This is a genomic window from Pseudomonas fluorescens, assembly GCF_000967965.1.
Classification (GTDB): domain Bacteria; phylum Pseudomonadota; class Gammaproteobacteria; order Pseudomonadales; family Pseudomonadaceae; genus Aquipseudomonas; species Aquipseudomonas grandcourensis.
In genome coordinates, this window is record NZ_LACC01000022.1 from 199,284 (window position 1) to 216,694 (window position 17,411).

Consider the following 17,411-nt stretch of genomic DNA (forward strand, 5'->3'; position numbering starts at 1 on the left):
CCATGACAAAAGATTTAGTTAGCCAGACATCGATTTTTCAAACGCCGAAAACCTTGTGGTGAGGGGGCTTGCCCCCGTTCGGCTGCGCAGCAGCCGTAAAAACGATCGATCAGGGGGTAACTGCCAAAACGAATTTTTGCCGGGGGCTGAGGTCGCTTCGCAACCTGACGGGGGCAAGCCCCCTCACCACATCGATATTGCTTCATCCAAAATCTGTTTCAGGCCATTTCGCCAACTGTGAGGCAACTTGTCACGCGGCAAAAGACCACGCGGTTCCTCCCCGAAATTGGGACTACTCTTTCAACGTTGATTGATCCAGATCAAAACCCACAAAAGGAATTGATCCGGCGGCCGCAAGGCCAGACTCCCTGCGTTGTGATGCGTGCAAAAAAAAGAACAAACAGAGATTCGCCACACTCCATATCCGTGGGGGCCGTGGGTGCAGGCTTTAAGCCGGCAGCCGTACTACCTGACAGAGGAAGACTTATGTTCGGTTTAGAGGCACTTGATCTCGCCCGAATTCAGTTCGCGTTCACCATCTCGTTCCACATCCTGTTTCCGGCCATCACCATCGGCCTGGCGAGTTACCTGGCGGTACTCGAAGGCCTGTGGCTGAAAACCCATAACGACACCTACCGTGACCTCTACCATTTCTGGTCGAAGATCTTTGCGGTCAACTTCGGCATGGGGGTGGTTTCCGGCCTGGTAATGGCCTATCAGTTCGGCACCAACTGGAGCCGCTTCTCGGACTTCGCCGGCTCCGTGACCGGGCCGTTGCTGACCTATGAAGTGCTCACGGCATTCTTCCTCGAAGCCGGGTTCCTGGGCGTCATGCTGTTTGGCTGGAACAAGGTCGGGCGTGGCCTGCACTTCTTTGCCACCGTGATGGTGGCCATCGGTACGTTGATCTCCACGTTCTGGATTCTCGCTTCCAATAGCTGGATGCAGACCCCGCAGGGCTTCGAAATCGTCAACGGTCAGGTCATACCCACCGACTGGCTGGCGGTTATCTTCAACCCGTCGTTCCCGTATCGCCTGATGCACATGGCCACGGCGGCGTTCGTCGCCACGGCCTTCTTCGTCGGTTCCTCTGCGGCCTGGCATTTGCTGCGGGGCAAGGACAACCCGGCGATCCGCAAAATGCTCTCGATGGCCATGTGGATGGCATTGATCGTTGCGCCGATCCAGGCTGTCATCGGTGACTTCCACGGTCTCAATACGCTTGAGCATCAGCCGGCAAAAATCGCCGCAATCGAGGGTCACTGGGAAAACAAGGGCAACGAGGCGACCCCGCTGATCCTGTTCGGCTGGCCGGACATGAAGGAGGAAAAAACCAAATTCGCCGTCGAGATCCCGTACCTGGGCAGCCTGATCCTCACGCACACCCTGGACAAACAGGTGCCGGCGCTCAAGGAGTTCCCGCCTGAAGACTGGCCGAATTCAACCATCGTGTTCTGGTCGTTCCGGATCATGGTCGGCCTGGGCTTCCTGATGATCTTCACCGGTTTGTGGAGCCTGTGGCTGCGCAAGCGCGACACCCTCTACACGTCGCGGCCGTTCCTGTACCTGGCATTGTGGATGGGGCCGTCTGGCCTGATCGCGATCCTCGCCGGCTGGTTCACCACTGAAATCGGCCGTCAGCCATGGGTGGTCTATGGCCTGATGCGTACGGCGGATGCGTCGTCCAACCATAGCTTCGTGCAGATGAGCATCACCCTGATCCTGTTTGTCGTGGTTTATTTCGCGCTGTTTGGCGCCGGTCTTGGCTACATGATGCGCCTGGTGCGCAAGGGGCCGAAGATCGACGAAGGCAAGGAAACCAACGACGGTGGCCCCGGCCAGAAACGCACACCGGCCCGTCCGCTGTCCGCAGCCGACGACGATCACACCGATACCGGCCACAGCCTGACCAAGGAGATTTGAATCATGGGTATTGATCTTCCGCTGATCTGGGCCGTGATCATCATCTTCGGCGTCATGATGTACGTGGTCATGGACGGTTTTGACCTTGGCATCGGCATTCTCTTCCCGTTCATTCCGGGCAAGACGGATCGCGATGTGATGATGAACACCGTCGCCCCTGTCTGGGACGGCAACGAGACCTGGCTGGTGTTGGGTGGCGCGGCGTTGTTCGGCGCGTTTCCACTGGCCTATTCAGTGGTGCTCTCGGCGTTGTACCTGCCGCTGATACTGATGTTGATCGGGTTGATCTTCCGCGGTGTGGCCTTCGAGTTCCGCTTCAAGGCCAGGGACGACAAGCGCCATCTGTGGGACAAGGCGTTCATCGGTGGCTCGGTCACTGCGACGTTCTTCCAGGGCGTCGCGCTTGGCGCGTTCATCGATGGGCTGCCAGTGGTCAACCGGCAGTTCGCCGGTGGTTCACTGGACTGGCTGACACCGTTCACGATGTTCTGTGGTGCGGCGCTGGTGGTGGCGTATGCGTTGCTCGGTTGCACCTGGCTGATCATGAAGACCGAAGGCAAGTTGCAGGAGCAGATGCATGACCTGGCACGGCCATTGGCCTTCGTGCTGTTGGCGGTGATCGGCATCGTCAGCATCTGGACCCCGTTGGCCCACACGGAAATCGCCGCACGCTGGTTCACCATGCCGAATCTGTTCTGGTTCATGCCGGTGCCGATACTGGTGCTGGTGACGATGTACGGCCTGATCCGCGCCGTGGCCCGCAACGCGCACTACACGCCGTTCCTGCTGACCCTGGTGCTGATCTTCCTCGGTTACAGCGGGTTGGGCATCAGCCTGTGGCCGAACATCATCCCGCCGTCGATCTCGATCTGGGACGCCGCCGCGCCGCCGCAAAGCCAGGGCTTCATGCTGGTGGGCACGCTGTTCATCATCCCGTTCATCCTGGGCTACACCTTCTGGAGCTACTACGTGTTCCGCGGCAAGGTCACCCATGAAGACGGCTACCACTAGCCCTGTGCACCGCGAACCTTTGTAGGAGCGAGCTTGCTCGCGATGGCGTCCTCACAGACGCCATCCACCTTAAATGGAGTAATGAGCCATGCCTGGCAAACACACCCTGCACGACATTGAAGAAGCCGAAAAAAAGCCGCTGTGGCAGCGGCTCGGCTGGTTGGCCCTGATCTGGGTCGGCAGCGTGGGCGCCTTGTTCATCGTCGCCAGCCTGATGCGTCTGTTCATGAACGCGGCCGGCCTGACCACGCACTGACATCTCTCCCGTGGCCTCAGGGCACGGTTTTACGACCCTCCGACCGGAGGGTTTTTTTTGCCTGTTACTTGCGCGCCTTGAGGATCACGAACTTTGGATTGGCCGCCACTTGCTCGACACCACGGAACAATCGCGCCAGCTTGCTGTGGTAACCCAAGTGACGATTGCCGACGATGTACAGTGCGCCGCCCACGACCAGCGCTTCGCGGGCCTGCTGGAACATCCTCCAGGCCAGGAAGTCGCCCACCACCTGTTGCTGGTGAAAGGGTGGATTGCACAGCACGACGTCAAGCGATTGCGGTTCCTGGCCGGCCAGGCCATCACCGGCGCGCACGATCACTTCCCGTTCACCCAGCGCTGCGCGCCAGTTGTCGGCGGCCGATTGCACGGCCATGAACGACTCGTCCACCAGCGTGTAGTGGGCCTCGGGGTTTTGCAAGGCGCTGGCGATGGCCAGAACGCCGTTGCCACAACCGAGATCGGCGACCCGCGCCGAGCCAAGGCTTTTTGGCAGGTGTGGCAAAAATGCCCGGGTACCGATGTCCAGGCCTTCGCGGCAAAACACATTGGCGTGGTTGAGCAGTTCGATGGCCGGTTCGTCGAGTCTGTATCGCGTTGGGTAAGGCGACACCGCTGGCGTTTTGTCCTGAGCCGTGGCAATCAATAGCCGCGCCTTCTTCACCGCCAACGAGGCTTGCACGGGACCGATGTAACGCTCCAGCAAGTCGCCCGCCGCCCGGGGCAGATGCTTGATCATGGCTGCGGCAACCACTTGGGCGCCAGGTGCCAGTTGGCCTTGCAGGCGGATCAGTTGTTCTTCCAGCAGGGCCAGGGTTTTCGGTACACGGATCAGCACGCAGTCGAACGGCCCGGCTGGGGTTTCGCTGGCGGGTACGCTCGGCACCGCATCAAAGGCCAGGCCGTTGCGCACCAGGTTCTTTTCCAGACCCTGCAAGGCCAGGAACGAATCACCGCTGCTGACCACCTGCACCTTGCCCGCCAGGCTGGCCGCCAGCGCGCCGAAACTGTCATTGAGCACCAATACCCGGGTGTCCGACGCCGGCTGCTGTTCGGCCAGATGATTGAGCAGGTATTCATCGGCCGCATCGAAAGCTTGCAGCGGTTCGTTCTGCTGTTCGGGCTGGCGGATCAGGTCGAGGCTGGCGAAGGGTGTTTCGAGCAAAGGCATGGGGCGGGGCTCTGGGTAATCAACGGATGTCCCGCTGCCCGAAGGCGTTGGAGCGGGCGGAGCCGTCCGAGTGTAATGCGTCGTGAAGGTCTACACGCCATCACTCAGGAAGGACCGCAAATGGTACGTTTTTTTTGCCTGGATTACCCGCAGGTTTTCCCGCAGTCGGGCGCTTTCAGATGGCTCCGGACCGGGCCGCGGCGATGACTGCCGCAATCTTGTTATTGACGCCGAACTTCTCGATAGCCCTGTGCACATGAAAATTGACCGTGCGTTCACTCAAACTGAGGATCCTGGCAATTTCATAGGCCGTCTTGCCATCGGCTGACAGTTTCAATACCTCGAGTTCCCGCCGTGACAAGGGGGGAGCCTGGGGGCGAGCCGGTTTTCTCGGTTGCATTGCGATCGCCAGAGCGTGCAAATGGCGGCTGATGAACACCGAGAATCCAAGATGCTCGTACAGCTCATAGGCTGAAATCGGGCAATGGCTTCTGGCCAGGCTGAGAATACTGCGCAGACCGCTTTCCTCATCGTGGATCGCCTGGGACCAGCCATGCTGCAAACCTTGTTGCTGTAGCAACTGCCATAGCCATGGCGTCCTGGAAAAAAGCTCTTCGCTCCAGAGAACCGGCAACGTTGAGTGATTGCAATGCGCTATTACCGGATCTATTTGCGTGGCGTTGTTTTTTTCATATTGATCGTTCCACTCATGGGGAAAATTGTTCAGGTTCACCGTATTGGCGTCGGCCGCGACTGAGTTCGAAGTAATTGAAAAACCACAAAATTTATATCCAAGGTTTCTAGCAAAGTTGAGCGCGATTCGATAGGCCGTATTGATCTCTTGCGTGTGCGCCAAATGATTGAGCTGTGACTCCTTCCAGATCTCCATAGGGTGATCTCCATGTTTTTTGTTCAGATACAAGATTGGATCCGAAATGCGGCACGTCATGCAGTGTAGGACAGTTCTTACGGCAATGGTTCGACAATTTTGCTCTTTTGACTGTTGTAAACGTGTGTTTCAGGTTCTTAGGCAATATATGAGTTATGAAATGCCATATGTCATTTTACAATCATGGTTGTATGTCACGTTTAATATTTGATCAGTAGTGCTCGTTAATGCCACTACAAATTGTCGGTGGTTACGCTGCTTTCTTTGCGGGACACTGGGGTATCTTTCGATTGGAGCCTTCCATGTCCGTCAGTGAAGAAAAATTTACCCGTCAGACCTTGCTCGAGGTTCATCCGCTGACCCCGAACCTGTTTACCTTGCGGGCCACCCGGGACGCAGGGTTTCGTTTTCGGGCGGGGCAGTTTGCCCGGTTGGGCGTCACCAAGGCTGACGGCAGCACGGTATGGCGCGCCTACTCCATGGTGTCCTCGCCCTTTGACGAGTTCCTCGAGTTCTTTTCCATTGTCGTACCGGGTGGTGAGTTCACCAGCGAGCTGAGTCGCCTGGGGGTTGGCGATGCATTGCTGGTCGACCGCCAGGCGTTCGGTTACCTGACGCTGGACCGGTTTGTCGATGGGCGCGATCTGTGGCTGTTATCCACAGGCACGGGCATCGCGCCGTTCCTGTCGATACTTCAGGATTTCGAAGTCTGGGAGCGATTCGAGCGGATCATCCTGGTCTACAGCGTTCGCGAAGCCCGGGAACTGGCTTATCAGGAGTTGATCGCAGGGTTGGCGAAACGTGAGTATCTGGCGGAGTACGCCCATAAACTTCAATTCATTACCACGGTCACTCGTGAACAGCATCCTGGGTCATTGAATGGGCGGATCACCACGCTGATTGAAAACGGCGAACTGGAGCGCGCCGCGGGTGTTGCGCTGACCCCTGAGCATTCTCGGGTCATGCTGTGCGGCAATCCGCAGATGATCGATGACACGCGCAAGCTGCTTAAACAGCGGGGCATGCACTTGAGCCTCAGCCGACGACCTGGTCAGGTGGCGGTGGAAAACTTCTGGTAAAAAAACGGCGCTAAGAAGGCGCCGTTTTTTTGCTAATGCCATCAAGATCGGTTGTTCTGGGCCTTGAGCAAGTCGCGGATCTCGCCCAGCAACTCTTCTTCCTTGGTTGGAACCGGCGGCAGGCTAGGGGCCACGGCCTCTTCGCGCTTCAGGCGGTTGATGGCCTTGACGCCCATGAAAATCGCGAAGGCGACAATGACAAAGTCGATGATGGTCTGGAAGAATTTGCCATAAGCCAGCACCACCGCCGGCGTCGCGCCTTCCGCTGCCTTGAGGGTTATGACCAGATCACTGAAGTCCACGCCACCGATCAGCATGCCGATTGGCGGCATGATCAGGTCACCGACAAACGAGGTAACGATCTTGCCGAAGGCCGCACCGATGATGATGCCGACTGCCATGTCGACCACGTTGCCTTTGACCGCGAAGGCCTTGAACTCATTTAGCACGCCCATAGGTTATTTCCTTGTTACAGATGAGATTGATGAACGCAGTGTAAATCAGCAAATCACATTCTGCTCGAATCAACTGCCTGCCGTGCTTGCCAGCAATCGACAGCGGGTGGTGTTGAAAAATTCACCGATGGATTTCAATTGTGGGGCGGCCAGGCCTTCTGCGGTGTTTTGTATACGATGTTTTTTCAGCGATATGGCTTCGTTTGTGTGAGCGAGCAAGGTTGAGGGACTATCCCTGAATCGGGACGTTGAACGTTGATCGGGCAGTTAGTGGTCAGCGTGCGGTACTGAAAGTCTATTGGAGTTGTAGTGATGTGGACTATTTGGTTAGTTTCGGGGGTGGCAAGTTACGTGCTTCTCTGGGTTGATGACCGTGCGTTGTGTAAGTGTTTTCGGGGTTGAGTTTTAAACGTGTAAATGAATAAGGTGTGTATAGGTTTTCAAGTTGTATAGTAAGGTCTGTCTCTAGAGTTTATTGGTTATGTGGAACAAAAAACTTATACAAGGCCTGTAAGTGAGTGTGTATCAATATGTCTGAGTTTAATGGGGCTGTTTAAAATTATCAAAAGGGCTGCGAAGTATCTGGTCGCACTCGCGCGCTTCAGCTGAGCTATCATCGCGTTTTTTTCCGGGAGTTCCGATGGCCAAGGCCAAGCGCATGTACGGCTGCACCGAGTGCGGCTCAACCTTCCCCAAATGGGCCGGCCAATGCGGTGAGTGCGGAGCCTGGAACACACTCACCGAAACCATGGTGGAAAGCGGCGGGGCAGCGGCCCCCAGCGGTCGTACCGGGTGGGCAGGCCAGCAGGCGCAGATCAGGACCCTGGCCGAAGTCAGTGTCGAGGAAATTCCGCGTTTCTCCACCGCTTCCAGCGAGCTCGACCGGGTTCTGGGTGGTGGTCTGGTGGATGGCTCGGTGGTGCTGATCGGTGGCGACCCCGGCATCGGCAAGTCGACCATTCTGTTGCAAACCTTGTGCAACCTTGCCAAGAGCATGCCGGCGCTGTACGTCACTGGTGAAGAATCCCAGCAACAAGTGGCCATGCGTGCGCGGCGCCTGGGGTTGCCTCAGGATCAACTGCGGGTCATGACCGAAACCTGCATCGAAGCCATCATTGCCACGGCCCGTCAGGAAAAGCCCAAGGTGATGGTGATCGACTCGATCCAGACGATCTTTACCGAGCAACTGCAATCGGCACCGGGCGGTGTGTCCCAGGTGCGTGAAAGCGCGGCGTTGCTGGTGCGTTATGCCAAACAGAGCGGTACGGCGATTTTCCTGGTCGGCCACGTCACCAAGGAAGGCGCGCTGGCTGGCCCTCGAGTGCTGGAACACATGGTCGATACCGTGCTGTATTTCGAAGGCGAGTCCGACGGGCGCCTGCGTCTGCTGCGGGCGGTGAAGAACCGTTTCGGTGCCGTCAATGAACTGGGCGTGTTCGGCATGACCGACAAGGGTCTGAAAGAAGTCTCCAACCCCTCGGCGATTTTTCTGACCCGTGCCCAGGAAGAAGTCCCGGGCAGCGTGGTGATGGCAACCTGGGAAGGCACGCGGCCGATGCTGGTCGAGGTACAAGCGTTGGTGGACGACAGTCACCTGGCCAACCCCCGTCGAGTCACGCTTGGGCTGGATCAGAACCGGCTGGCGATGTTGCTGGCGGTGCTGCACCGTCACGGCGGCATTCCGACCCACGACCAGGACGTGTTTCTCAACGTGGTCGGCGGGGTCAAGGTGCTGGAAACGGCGTCCGACCTGGCGTTGATGGCGGCTGTGATGTCCAGTTTGCGCAACCGGCCGTTACCCCACGATCTGCTGGTGTTCGGCGAGGTCGGGCTTTCCGGTGAGGTGCGTCCGGTGCCGAGCGGTCAGGAGCGATTGAAGGAAGCCGCCAAGCACGGCTTCAAGCGGGCCATCGTGCCCAAGGGCAATGCGCCGAAGGAGGCGCCGGCCGGGTTGCAGATTATTGCCGTCACGCGTCTGGAGCAGGCGCTGGATGCGTTGTTCGAATAATTTCAGGTTAATACACAACCCTGTGGGAGCCGGCGGCTTCTAGATTTCGATCAGCGCCCCCAATTCTCGCTCCAGCTCCTGCGGATCAGCGAGGTTGAGTTCAATCAATCGCCGCAGGCGCTCGATGGACTCCAGGCTGATGTGCAGGCAGACAAAGCCGAGTTGGCCATGGTCGTCGTGGGCCAGTTGCACATCCATGGTGATGTCGGCCTCTTCGCTCAGATGAATGTCGACCAGAAAGTCCTGCTGCGGATTGCCCAGCCACGGATCGGGTCGCTCGATCAGCAAGCCCTTCAGTGAAAGGTCAATCAACTTCACCGGCCAAGTGGACTCGCCCTGACTCAGCTCGGTTCGGGCATCGAACGCAATACGTTTGAAGCGGCGACGTTCGGCAGGGTGCTCGCTCATGGCGCGATCCTCGGAAATGTACGCTGACTATAGACCCGCATGATCAAGGGCTGCCAGCGCGTGCAGGTGTCTAGACCAATGTCGGGGTATGGTCTTTGCCGTCAGGAGCGCTAAACTCGGGGTGGCTGTCTTTCTTGTCCACTCTGGCTGGAATAATAAAATGAAAAATAATAATAGCCCGCTACGCCATTTGCCTTGGCTGGTGCTGGCAATCGTAGGTGCGTGCGCCCTGGGTGTCGTGGCATTGCGCCGAGGCGAGGCAATCAACGCCTTGTGGATTGTGGTCGCTGCCGTGGCCATCTATTTGGTCGCCTACCGCTACTACAGTCTGTTCATCGCTAACAATGTCATGCAACTCGATGCGCGACGGGCCACTCCCGCTGTGCTCAACAATGACGGTCTGGACTACGTTCCAACCAACAAACACATTCTTTTTGGTCACCACTTCGCCGCCATCGCTGGTGCAGGTCCTCTGGTCGGTCCGGTATTGGCGGCGCAGATGGGCTACCTGCCCGGCACGCTGTGGCTGATCGCCGGCGTGGTGCTGGCCGGTGCGGTTCAGGACTTCATGGTCCTGTTCATGTCCACCCGCCGCAACGGCCGCTCCCTGGGCGACATGGTCCGCGAGGAAATGGGTCGTATTCCAGGGACTATCGCGCTGTTCGGCTGTTTCCTGATCATGATCATCATCCTCGCGGTGCTGGCGCTGATCGTGGTGAAAGCCCTGGCCGAGAGCCCATGGGGGATTTTCACGGTGATGGCGACCATCCCGATCGCGATGTTCATGGGCATCTACATGCGCTACATCCGCCCGGGTCGCATCGGTGAGATTTCGGTGATCGGTGTGCTGCTGTTGCTGGGTTCTATCTGGCTCGGCGGGCAGATCGCTGCTGATCCGGTGTGGGCCAAGGCATTCAGCTTTACCGGTATCCAGATCACCTGGATGCTGATCGGTTACGGTTTTGTCGCAGCGGTATTGCCGGTGTGGCTGATCCTGGCGCCCCGCGACTATCTGTCGACCTTCCTGAAAATCGGCACCATCGTCGCTTTGGCCATCGGCATTCTGGTGACCATGCCCGAGCTGAAAATGCCGGCGCTGACCCAGTTCATCGACGGCACCGGCCCAGTATGGAAGGGCGGTCTGTTCCCGTTCCTGTTCATCACCATCGCCTGTGGCGCGGTCTCGGGATTCCACGCACTGATTTCCTCCGGCACCACGCCGAAACTGCTGGATAACGAAACCAACGCCCGCTACATCGGTTACGGCGGCATGCTGATGGAATCGTTCGTGGCGATCATGGCCATGGTTGCCGCTTCCGTGATCGAGCCGGGCGTGTACTTCGCCATGAACAGCCCGGCGGCCGTGGTCGGCGGTGATGTGGTGGCCGTTGCGACAGCCGTCAGCAACTGGGGCTTCGCCATTACCCCGGAAGCCCTGCAAGCGGTGGCCCACGACATCGGTGAAACCACCATCCTGGCCCGTGCTGGCGGCGCGCCAACCCTGGCGGTCGGTATCGCGCAGATCCTGCACAGTGTTCTGCCGGGTGAAAACACCATGGCGTTCTGGTACCACTTCGCGATCCTGTTCGAAGCACTGTTCATCCTGACCGCAGTCGACGCCGGTACCCGTGCCGGTCGCTTCATGCTTCAGGACTTGCTCGGCTCGTTCGTGCCGGCCCTGCGTCGCACCGAATCCTGGACTGCCAACCTGATCGCCACTGGCGGTTGTGTGGCCATGTGGGGCTGGTTGCTGTACCAGGGCGTGATCGATCCATTGGGTGGCATCAACACCCTGTGGCCGCTGTTCGGCATCTCCAACCAGATGCTGGCCGGTATCGCGCTGATGCTCGGCACCGTCGTGTTGATCAAGATGAAACGCCAGCGTTATGTCTGGGTCACCATGTTGCCGGCGGTGTGGCTGTTGATCTGCACCACGACAGCTGGCTTCATCAAGCTGTTCGATGCCAACCCGGCGATCGGCTTCCTGTCGCTGGCCAAGAAATACAGCGATGCCTTGGCCAACGGCCAGATCCTCGCCCCGGCCAAGGACATCACCCAGATGCAGCACGTGATCTTCAACGCCTACACCAACGCAACGCTGACCGCACTGTTCCTGTTCGTGGTGTTCAGCATCCTGTTCTATGCGCTCAAGGTCGGTATTTCCGCCTGGGGCAGCAAAGAACGTACGGATAAAGAATCGCCATTCCAGGCGCTGCCGGAAGCGTGACCAGAGGATTGCAGCATGTTCAATGACTTGAGTCGCCTCGGTAAATACCTCGGTCAGGCCGCGCGCCTGATGGTTGGCATGCCCGACTACGACAACTACGTCGAGCATATGCAGACCAAGCACCCGGACAAACCGGTGATGAGCTATGAGATGTTCTTCCGGGAGCGTCAGGAAGCCCGTTACGGTGGCAAGGGTGGGCCGAAGTGCTGTTGATCCGGATTGCGGGTTAACAGCAAAACCTGTGGGAGCGAGCCTGCTCGCGAAAGCGGTGTATCAGTCAGCATATTTGTTGAAGCTGACGGCCCCTTCGCGAGCAGGCTCGCTCCCACATTTGTTTTGTGTTGTTTTTTCACTGTGTGAAAAAGGAGATCCAGTTTGTCCTCTCCCATCCCGGTCACGATCCTCAGCGGCTTCCTCGGCGCTGGCAAGACCACCCTGTTGCGTCACCTGCTCAAGGCCGAGCACGGTCTGAAAATCGCCGTGATCGAAAACGAATTCAGCGACGCCGGTATCGATACCCAGTTGTTGGGCGATGAGCCGGTACAGGTGATGACACTGTCCAATGGCTGCGTCTGCTGCACCATCCACACCGACCTGACCAAAGCGCTTTATCTGTTGCTCGAGCGTCTGGACCAGGGCGACATCGCCTTCGACCGCCTGGTGATCGAATGCACCGGCCTGGCCGATCCGGCGCCCGTGGCACAAACCTTTTTCATCGACGAAGAGTTGCGTGAGCGCTATATCCTCGACGGCATCATCACGCTGGTCGACGCCGCGCATGCCGACTTGCACCTGACCCAGACCATCGCCCAGGCGCAGATCGGATTCGCCGACCGCTTGCTGGTGAGCAAGCGTGACCTGGTGGACGAAGCGACCTTCACCGCGTTGAGCGAGCGCCTGACCCGCATCAACCGCCGCGCCCCGATCCGCGTGGTTGACCACGGCAAGATCGACCTGGCCGAGTTGCTCGATGTGCGCGGCTTCAACCTCAACGCCGACCTCGGTGGTGGCGTGAGTTTGCGCCCGGTCAGCCAGGCAGCTCCATCCATGGACCGCATTTCCAGCCTGGTGCTGCGCACTGAAAAACCGCTGGATATCGACAAGCTCAGTGAGTTCATGAACGAGCTGCTGGAGGAGCATGGCAAGCAATTGCTGCGCTACAAAGGCGTGTTGAATATCCTCGGCGAATCCCGTCGCATGGTGTTTCAGGGGGTGCTGAAGCTTTATGGTTTCGACTGGGATACCGAGTGGGCGGAGGACGACGTGCGCGAGAGCGTGATCGTGTTCATTGCCGATGATTTGCCGGAAGAAAAGATTCGCGAGGGTTTTGCGCGGGTGGCGGCGGATTAAATTCAGAAACTGCAGCGAGCCTTAAGCCGTCATCGCGAGCAGGCTCGCTCCCACATTTGAAATGCAGTCCTCCGTGGGAGCGAGCCTGCTCGCGAAAGCGATCTAACCTGCGGCACAGTTTTGGCCCATTGCCGATGCAGGGCTCAGCAACAAATCTTCCAGATAATCCAGATGCCGGTTGAGCGCGACTTGCGCCGTCGCGGCATCTCCTCGTTCCAGCGCATCCAGAATCTCCATGTGCTCCACGCAATAATCCTTCTGCTGCAGATCAAACTGCGCAATCGCCAAGGAAGTCAGCGGAACCAGGCTCTCAAGAAAATGCGCTAGCGGTGCATTCCCCGCCATTTGTGCCAACTGCAGATGAAACTCTCCCGACAATCGAATCGCCCGGCCACGCTCGACGCATTGACGCTCGTTTTCGACCAGTGTCCGCAGGTGCTTCAGGTCTTGCGCGCAGGGTCGTTGACAGGCCAGCCGCACCAACATGATCTCGGCCAGGCGCCGGGCATGCAGTGTCTGCCGGGTCTGCTCGACATCAAGCTCGGCGACGCGGGGACGATGGTTGACCCGAAGGATGATGACCTGCTGATGGGACAGTCGCGTCAGCACATCACGCATGTCGCTGCGCCTTGCACCGAACATCTGCGCCAGGCTTTCTTCGGTAAAGCGACTGGCCGAATGGATGCGCTGTTCGAAAATGGCGTCGAGGACCCGCGAATACAGATCATCCACCGACGGGCGGGCGGGCAGGGTGGCGAGCGTTTGTGGCGAGGCGAAGCTGTTCATGGCCAATCTCCAGTTCGAAGAGGTTTCAACTGCCGAGGTTGTCTTCCGGGATGTTCAGTTCGATGCCCATGCGCTGGCCTTCGCGCAAAATGTGCCGACGCATCTCGGCGCTGGCCTGGGCGCTGTTCTTGTTGCGGATCGCCCGCACCACGGCTTCGTTTTCTTCAAGGCGTTCAGCCAAATGCTCCGGGGAGTTGCGCAACACTTCGGCGCTTTGCTTGAGGGCATTGCTGGTTTGCTGGACCACGCTCTGGAAGATCGGGTTCGACGTCAGCGTGAACAGCTCTTCGTGGAACGCGATGTAGGCGCTTACGCCGGCTTCACTGTCATTGGCCTCCAGGGCTTCGCGCATGTCCATCAGGGTCAGGCGCAGTTGCCCGACTTCCTTGCTGCTGATGGATTGGGCCACGAGGCCGACGATGAATGGCTCCAGGGTGTAGCGCAGTTGCAGCACGTCTTCCAGGCTCGCTGCGGCCACCGCGCTGTCGTGGGACTGGCCATCGCTGAGATTGGCCTCTAGTACGACGACGCCTTTGCCTGGCATCGAGCGCACCAGACCGAGGGTTTCCAGAACGATGACTGCTTCACGCAGGCTCGGGCGGCTGATGCCCAATTGTTCGGCCAGATCGCGTTGCCCCGGCAGCATTTCGCCGGAGCGCCACTGACCACGGGCCAAAGCGGCCCGAAGTTTTTCTACCACTGAGTTGACGACGGTTGATGAGGTAATCACTTGTTCGCTCCATGAGCCGTGCCTGCGGTCGGCAGGCACGGCGGTCATTCAGAATTCTTTGGCTGCCGCTTGAGCAACCGGTTTTCTCGGCTGGAAGGTATAACCCGCCTGACCCGAAAGTACCTTGTTCGCCCGCTCCACATCGATGTCCTTTTCCCATCGCGCAATGGCGACGGTCGCCACACAGTTGCCGATCAGGTTGGTCAGCGCCCGGCCGATGCCCATGAACCAGTCCACGGCCAGCACCAGCACCAGACCCACCACCGGAATGGCCGGAATGGCTGTCAGGGTGGCCGCCAGAATCACCAGCGCCGAGCCCGGAATGCCGTGGGCACCTTTGGAGGTGATCAACGATACCAACAGAATCGTCAGCAGGTCGGTCATCGCCAGCGGCGTGCCGGTGGCATTGGCGATGAACACGATGGCCAGGGTCAGGTAGATCGAGAAACCGTCGAGGTTGAACGAGTAACCCGTTGGAATCACCAGCCCGACCGTCGAACTGCCGATGCCCAGGTGCTCAAGCTTGCGCATGATTTGTGGCAGCACAGCGTCGGACGAAGCGGTGCCCATGACGATCAGCAGTTCTTCGCGCAGGTACTTGAGCAACGGCCACATCTTCAAGCCGGAGAGGCGCATCACCAGGCCGAGAATCAAGGCCACGAAGGCAGTACAGGTCAGGTAGAACAGGCCGACCAGGCTGCCCAGGTGCTGCAGCGAGTCCAGGCCGTATTTGCTGGTGGTGAAGGCGATCGCACCGAACACACCGATCGGCGCCAGGCGCACGATCATGCCCATGATGCGGAAGATCACATGGCTGAGTTCATTGATCAGCCGTGAAATACCCGACGCCGCCTCGCCCACCAGATTCAGTGCGCTGCCGAACAACACTGAAAACAGCAGGACCTGCAGGATATTGTTATCGGCAAAGGCACCAATCACCGAAGTCGGAATCAAGTCCATCAGGAACTGTGTGGTGGTGTGCATGTGCTGGCCGCGCTGGGCAATGTCGCCCATGTCGGCTGCGGAAAGCTGCTCCAGGTGAATGTTTGCGCCGCTGCCGATGCCGGTGCTGAAGGCGAACACCAGGCCGATCACCAGGGCGATGGTGGTCAGCACTTCGAAGTAGATCACCGATTTGAGGCCGATACGGCCGACCTTCTTCAGGTCGCCGGCACCGCTGATACCGCTGACCACTACGCAAAACACAATCAAGCCAATGAGCATTTTGATCAGCTTGATAAAACCGTCACCGAGCGGTTTGAGCTGAGCGGAGTATTCGGGAAGGGTCAGCCCGCAGACGATGCCGAGCACCAGTCCGAGAACCACTTGGAGGAAGATTGAACGCGAGCACCATCTGAGCATGGGAGGAATCCTGGTCGGTGTCCTGGCTGCCGTGTGCGGAGCACATCAGATTCAGGACTTAATTATTGTGGTCTTACCGGTATGTCCAGTGCAGGCGCAGTCTAGGCGCTGTTTTTGGGTGTTCGCAAGTAAAAATTAGAAAATTGGCATGACCGGTCTTACCAGTTGATTGATAAGCCCGATATAGAGCCTTTCCCCCCGGTTGAATAATTAAACGGGCGAAAAAAAACCGGCCATCTCTGGCCGGTTTTTATAGTTGCGGTCTAGCGGGCTGATTAAGCGCCGTACACCGGCAGCTTCTTGCAGATGGCCTTGACCTTCTCACGAACGGCATCGATCACCGCTTCGTTGTTCAGGTCAGCCAGGATGTCGCAGATCCAGCCGGCCAGTTCCTTGCACTCTGCTTCCTTGAAGCCGCGAGTGGTCACAGCCGGGGTGCCGAAGCGCAGGCCGGAGGTGACGAACGGGGAGCGTGGGTCGTTTGGCACGGAGTTCTTGTTCACGGTGATGAACGCTTTGCCCAGAGCGGCATCTGCGTCTTTACCGGAGATTTCCTGCTTGATCAGCGACAACAGGAACAGGTGGTTCTCAGTACCGCCGGAAACCACGTCGAAACCGCGCTCGATGAACACGCTGGCCATGGCCTGGGCGTTCTTCACCACTTGCTGCTGGTAAACCTTGAACTCAGGCTGCAGCGCTTCCTTGAAGCAGATCGCCTTGGCCGCGATCACGTGCTCCAGCGGGCCGCCCTGGGCGCCCGGGAATACCGCGGAGTTCAGCTTCTTCTCGATGTCGGCGTTGGCGCGAGCCAGGATCAGGCCGCCACGTGGACCGCGCAGGGTCTTGTGGGTGGTGGTGGTCACCACGTCAGCGAATGGAACCGGGTTCGGGTAGACGCCAGCGGCGACCAGACCGGCCACGTGGGCCATGTCGACGAACAGGTAAGCACCTACCTTGTCGGCGATTGCGCGAAAGCGCGGAAAGTCGAGGATCTGCGAGTAGGCAGAGAAACCGGCCACGATCATTTTTGGCTTGTGCTCAACGGCCAGGCGCTCGACTTCGTCGTAGTCGATCAGTCCATTGGCGTCGATGCCGTACTGGATAGCGTTGTACAGCTTGCCCGAAGACGAGACGCTTGCACCGTGGGTCAGGTGACCACCGTGGGCCAGGCTCATGCCCAGGAGGGTGTCGCCGGCCGACAGCAGGGCCAGGTAAACGGCGCTGTTGGCTTGCGAACCGGCGTGCGGCTGAACGTTGGCGTAATCGGCGCCGAACAGTTCTTTGGCGCGGTCGATAGCCAGCTGCTCGACGATGTCTACGTACTCGCAACCACCGTAGTAGCGCTTGCCCGGGTAGCCTTCGGCGTACTTGTTGGTCAGTACCGAGCCTTGAGCTTCCATCACCGCAGGGCTGGTGTAGTTTTCCGAAGCGATCAGCTCAATGTGCTCTTCCTGGCGCTGAGCTTCTTGCTCCATGGCGGCAAAGAGATCGGCGTCGTACTTGGCAATAGTCAAATCACGGCTGAACATGGCGGTCCTCAGGGATCGGGGGCGGAAAAGGGGGGCATTCTAACCCAATGGGTTTTAGATGGCATATGAAACGGCATCATGTCGCAGACAAGTGGTGTTCATGCGTGGGATTTTTAGTGTTTGTGGCGAGGGAGCTTGCTCCCGCTGGGCTGCGAAGCGGCCCCAAATCTTGCGAGCGCTACGCACTCGAGCGGGAGCAAGCTCCCTCG

General features: G+C 58.6%; 16 protein-coding genes. 8 read left to right on the forward strand and 8 right to left on the reverse strand.

The genetic code is table 11. The features are described from left to right. Positions 1–486 precede the first annotated feature (486 nt). From VC35_RS17845 to VC35_RS29015, 3 genes are all read left to right on the forward strand, one after another. Positions 487–1,923: a cytochrome ubiquinol oxidase subunit I gene (locus VC35_RS17845; RefSeq protein ID WP_046041747.1), complete on the forward strand. Its 1,437-nt coding sequence runs from the start codon at positions 487–489 to the stop codon at positions 1,921–1,923. 3 nt (positions 1,924–1,926) lie between these two features. Continuing rightward, positions 1,927–2,934, forward strand: coding sequence for a cytochrome d ubiquinol oxidase subunit II (cydB, locus tag VC35_RS17850; RefSeq protein ID WP_046041748.1), 1,008 nt, complete (start codon positions 1,927–1,929; stop codon positions 2,932–2,934). An 88-nt stretch (positions 2,935–3,022) separates the two neighbouring features. Then, positions 3,023–3,190 carry a DUF2474 domain-containing protein gene (locus tag VC35_RS29015; protein WP_080925332.1) on the forward strand — a complete coding sequence of 56 codons (168 nt, stop codon included), beginning with the start codon at positions 3,023–3,025 and terminating at the stop codon, positions 3,188–3,190. 64 nt (positions 3,191–3,254) lie between these two features. Here VC35_RS29015 and VC35_RS17855 read toward each other — a convergent pair whose 3' ends face one another. Next, on the reverse strand, positions 3,255–4,379 hold the full coding sequence (locus VC35_RS17855; protein ID WP_046041749.1) for a methyltransferase: 1,125 nt from the start codon (positions 4,377–4,379) through the stop codon (positions 3,255–3,257). Positions 4,380–4,554: 175 nt separating this feature from the next. Further along, on the reverse strand, positions 4,555–5,268 hold the full coding sequence (locus VC35_RS17860) for a helix-turn-helix transcriptional regulator (RefSeq protein ID WP_046041750.1): 714 nt from the start codon (positions 5,266–5,268) through the stop codon (positions 4,555–4,557). Between the two features lie 302 nt (positions 5,269–5,570). Here VC35_RS17860 and VC35_RS17865 point away from each other — a divergent pair, with 302 nt between their 5' ends. Next, a complete protein-coding gene (locus tag VC35_RS17865; RefSeq protein WP_046041751.1) occupies positions 5,571–6,347 on the forward strand; it encodes a ferredoxin--NADP reductase in 777 nt (258 codons plus the stop codon). A gap of 41 nt (positions 6,348–6,388) precedes the next feature. Here VC35_RS17865 and mscL read toward each other — a convergent pair whose 3' ends face one another. Continuing rightward, complete coding sequence (gene mscL, locus VC35_RS17870) at positions 6,389–6,802, reverse strand: large-conductance mechanosensitive channel protein MscL (RefSeq protein ID WP_046041752.1); 414 nt, start codon at positions 6,800–6,802, stop codon at positions 6,389–6,391. Between the two features lie 640 nt (positions 6,803–7,442). Between mscL and radA the strand changes: the two genes are divergently transcribed. After that, positions 7,443–8,810 (forward strand): DNA repair protein RadA, encoded by a 1,368-nt coding sequence (gene radA, locus VC35_RS17875; protein ID WP_046041753.1) that lies wholly within the window; start codon positions 7,443–7,445, stop codon positions 8,808–8,810. A 39-nt stretch (positions 8,811–8,849) separates the two neighbouring features. Here radA and VC35_RS17880 read toward each other — a convergent pair whose 3' ends face one another. Beyond that, entirely contained in the window at positions 8,850–9,218 is a 369-nt protein-coding gene (locus tag VC35_RS17880; protein WP_046041754.1) for a PilZ domain-containing protein, read from the reverse strand. A gap of 160 nt (positions 9,219–9,378) precedes the next feature. On the opposite strand from VC35_RS17880, the gene VC35_RS17885 reads away from it, so the two are divergent. The 3 genes from VC35_RS17885 to yjiA all read left to right on the forward strand — a co-directional run bounded on the left by VC35_RS17885 (position 9,379) and on the right by yjiA (position 12,795). Next, complete coding sequence (locus VC35_RS17885; RefSeq protein ID WP_046041755.1) at positions 9,379–11,445, forward strand: carbon starvation CstA family protein; 2,067 nt, start codon at positions 9,379–9,381, stop codon at positions 11,443–11,445. 15 nt (positions 11,446–11,460) lie between these two features. After that, positions 11,461–11,658, forward strand: a complete 198-nt coding sequence (locus VC35_RS17890; protein WP_007895266.1) for a YbdD/YjiX family protein — start codon at positions 11,461–11,463, stop codon at positions 11,656–11,658. A 162-nt stretch (positions 11,659–11,820) separates the two neighbouring features. Next, positions 11,821–12,795, forward strand: a complete 975-nt coding sequence (gene yjiA, locus VC35_RS17895) for a GTPase (protein ID WP_046041756.1) — start codon at positions 11,821–11,823, stop codon at positions 12,793–12,795. Between the two features lie 102 nt (positions 12,796–12,897). Here the strand turns inward: yjiA and VC35_RS17900 are convergent, their stop codons facing one another. The 4 genes from VC35_RS17900 to glyA all read right to left on the reverse strand — a co-directional run bounded on the left by VC35_RS17900 (position 12,898) and on the right by glyA (position 17,202). Continuing rightward, complete coding sequence (locus VC35_RS17900; RefSeq protein ID WP_046041757.1) at positions 12,898–13,581, reverse strand: GntR family transcriptional regulator; 684 nt, start codon at positions 13,579–13,581, stop codon at positions 12,898–12,900. A 25-nt stretch (positions 13,582–13,606) separates the two neighbouring features. Further along, positions 13,607–14,311, reverse strand: coding sequence for a FadR/GntR family transcriptional regulator (locus VC35_RS17905; RefSeq protein ID WP_046041837.1), 705 nt, complete (start codon positions 14,309–14,311; stop codon positions 13,607–13,609). Between the two features lie 48 nt (positions 14,312–14,359). Continuing rightward, the gene (locus VC35_RS17910) at positions 14,360–15,673 is read right to left on the reverse strand and encodes a C4-dicarboxylate transporter DctA (RefSeq protein WP_046041758.1); all 1,314 of its coding nucleotides are present in this window, start codon (positions 15,671–15,673) and stop codon (positions 14,360–14,362) included. A gap of 275 nt (positions 15,674–15,948) precedes the next feature. Further along, entirely contained in the window at positions 15,949–17,202 is a 1,254-nt protein-coding gene (gene glyA, locus VC35_RS17915; protein WP_046041759.1) for a serine hydroxymethyltransferase, read from the reverse strand. Positions 17,203–17,411: the final 209 nt, after the last annotated feature.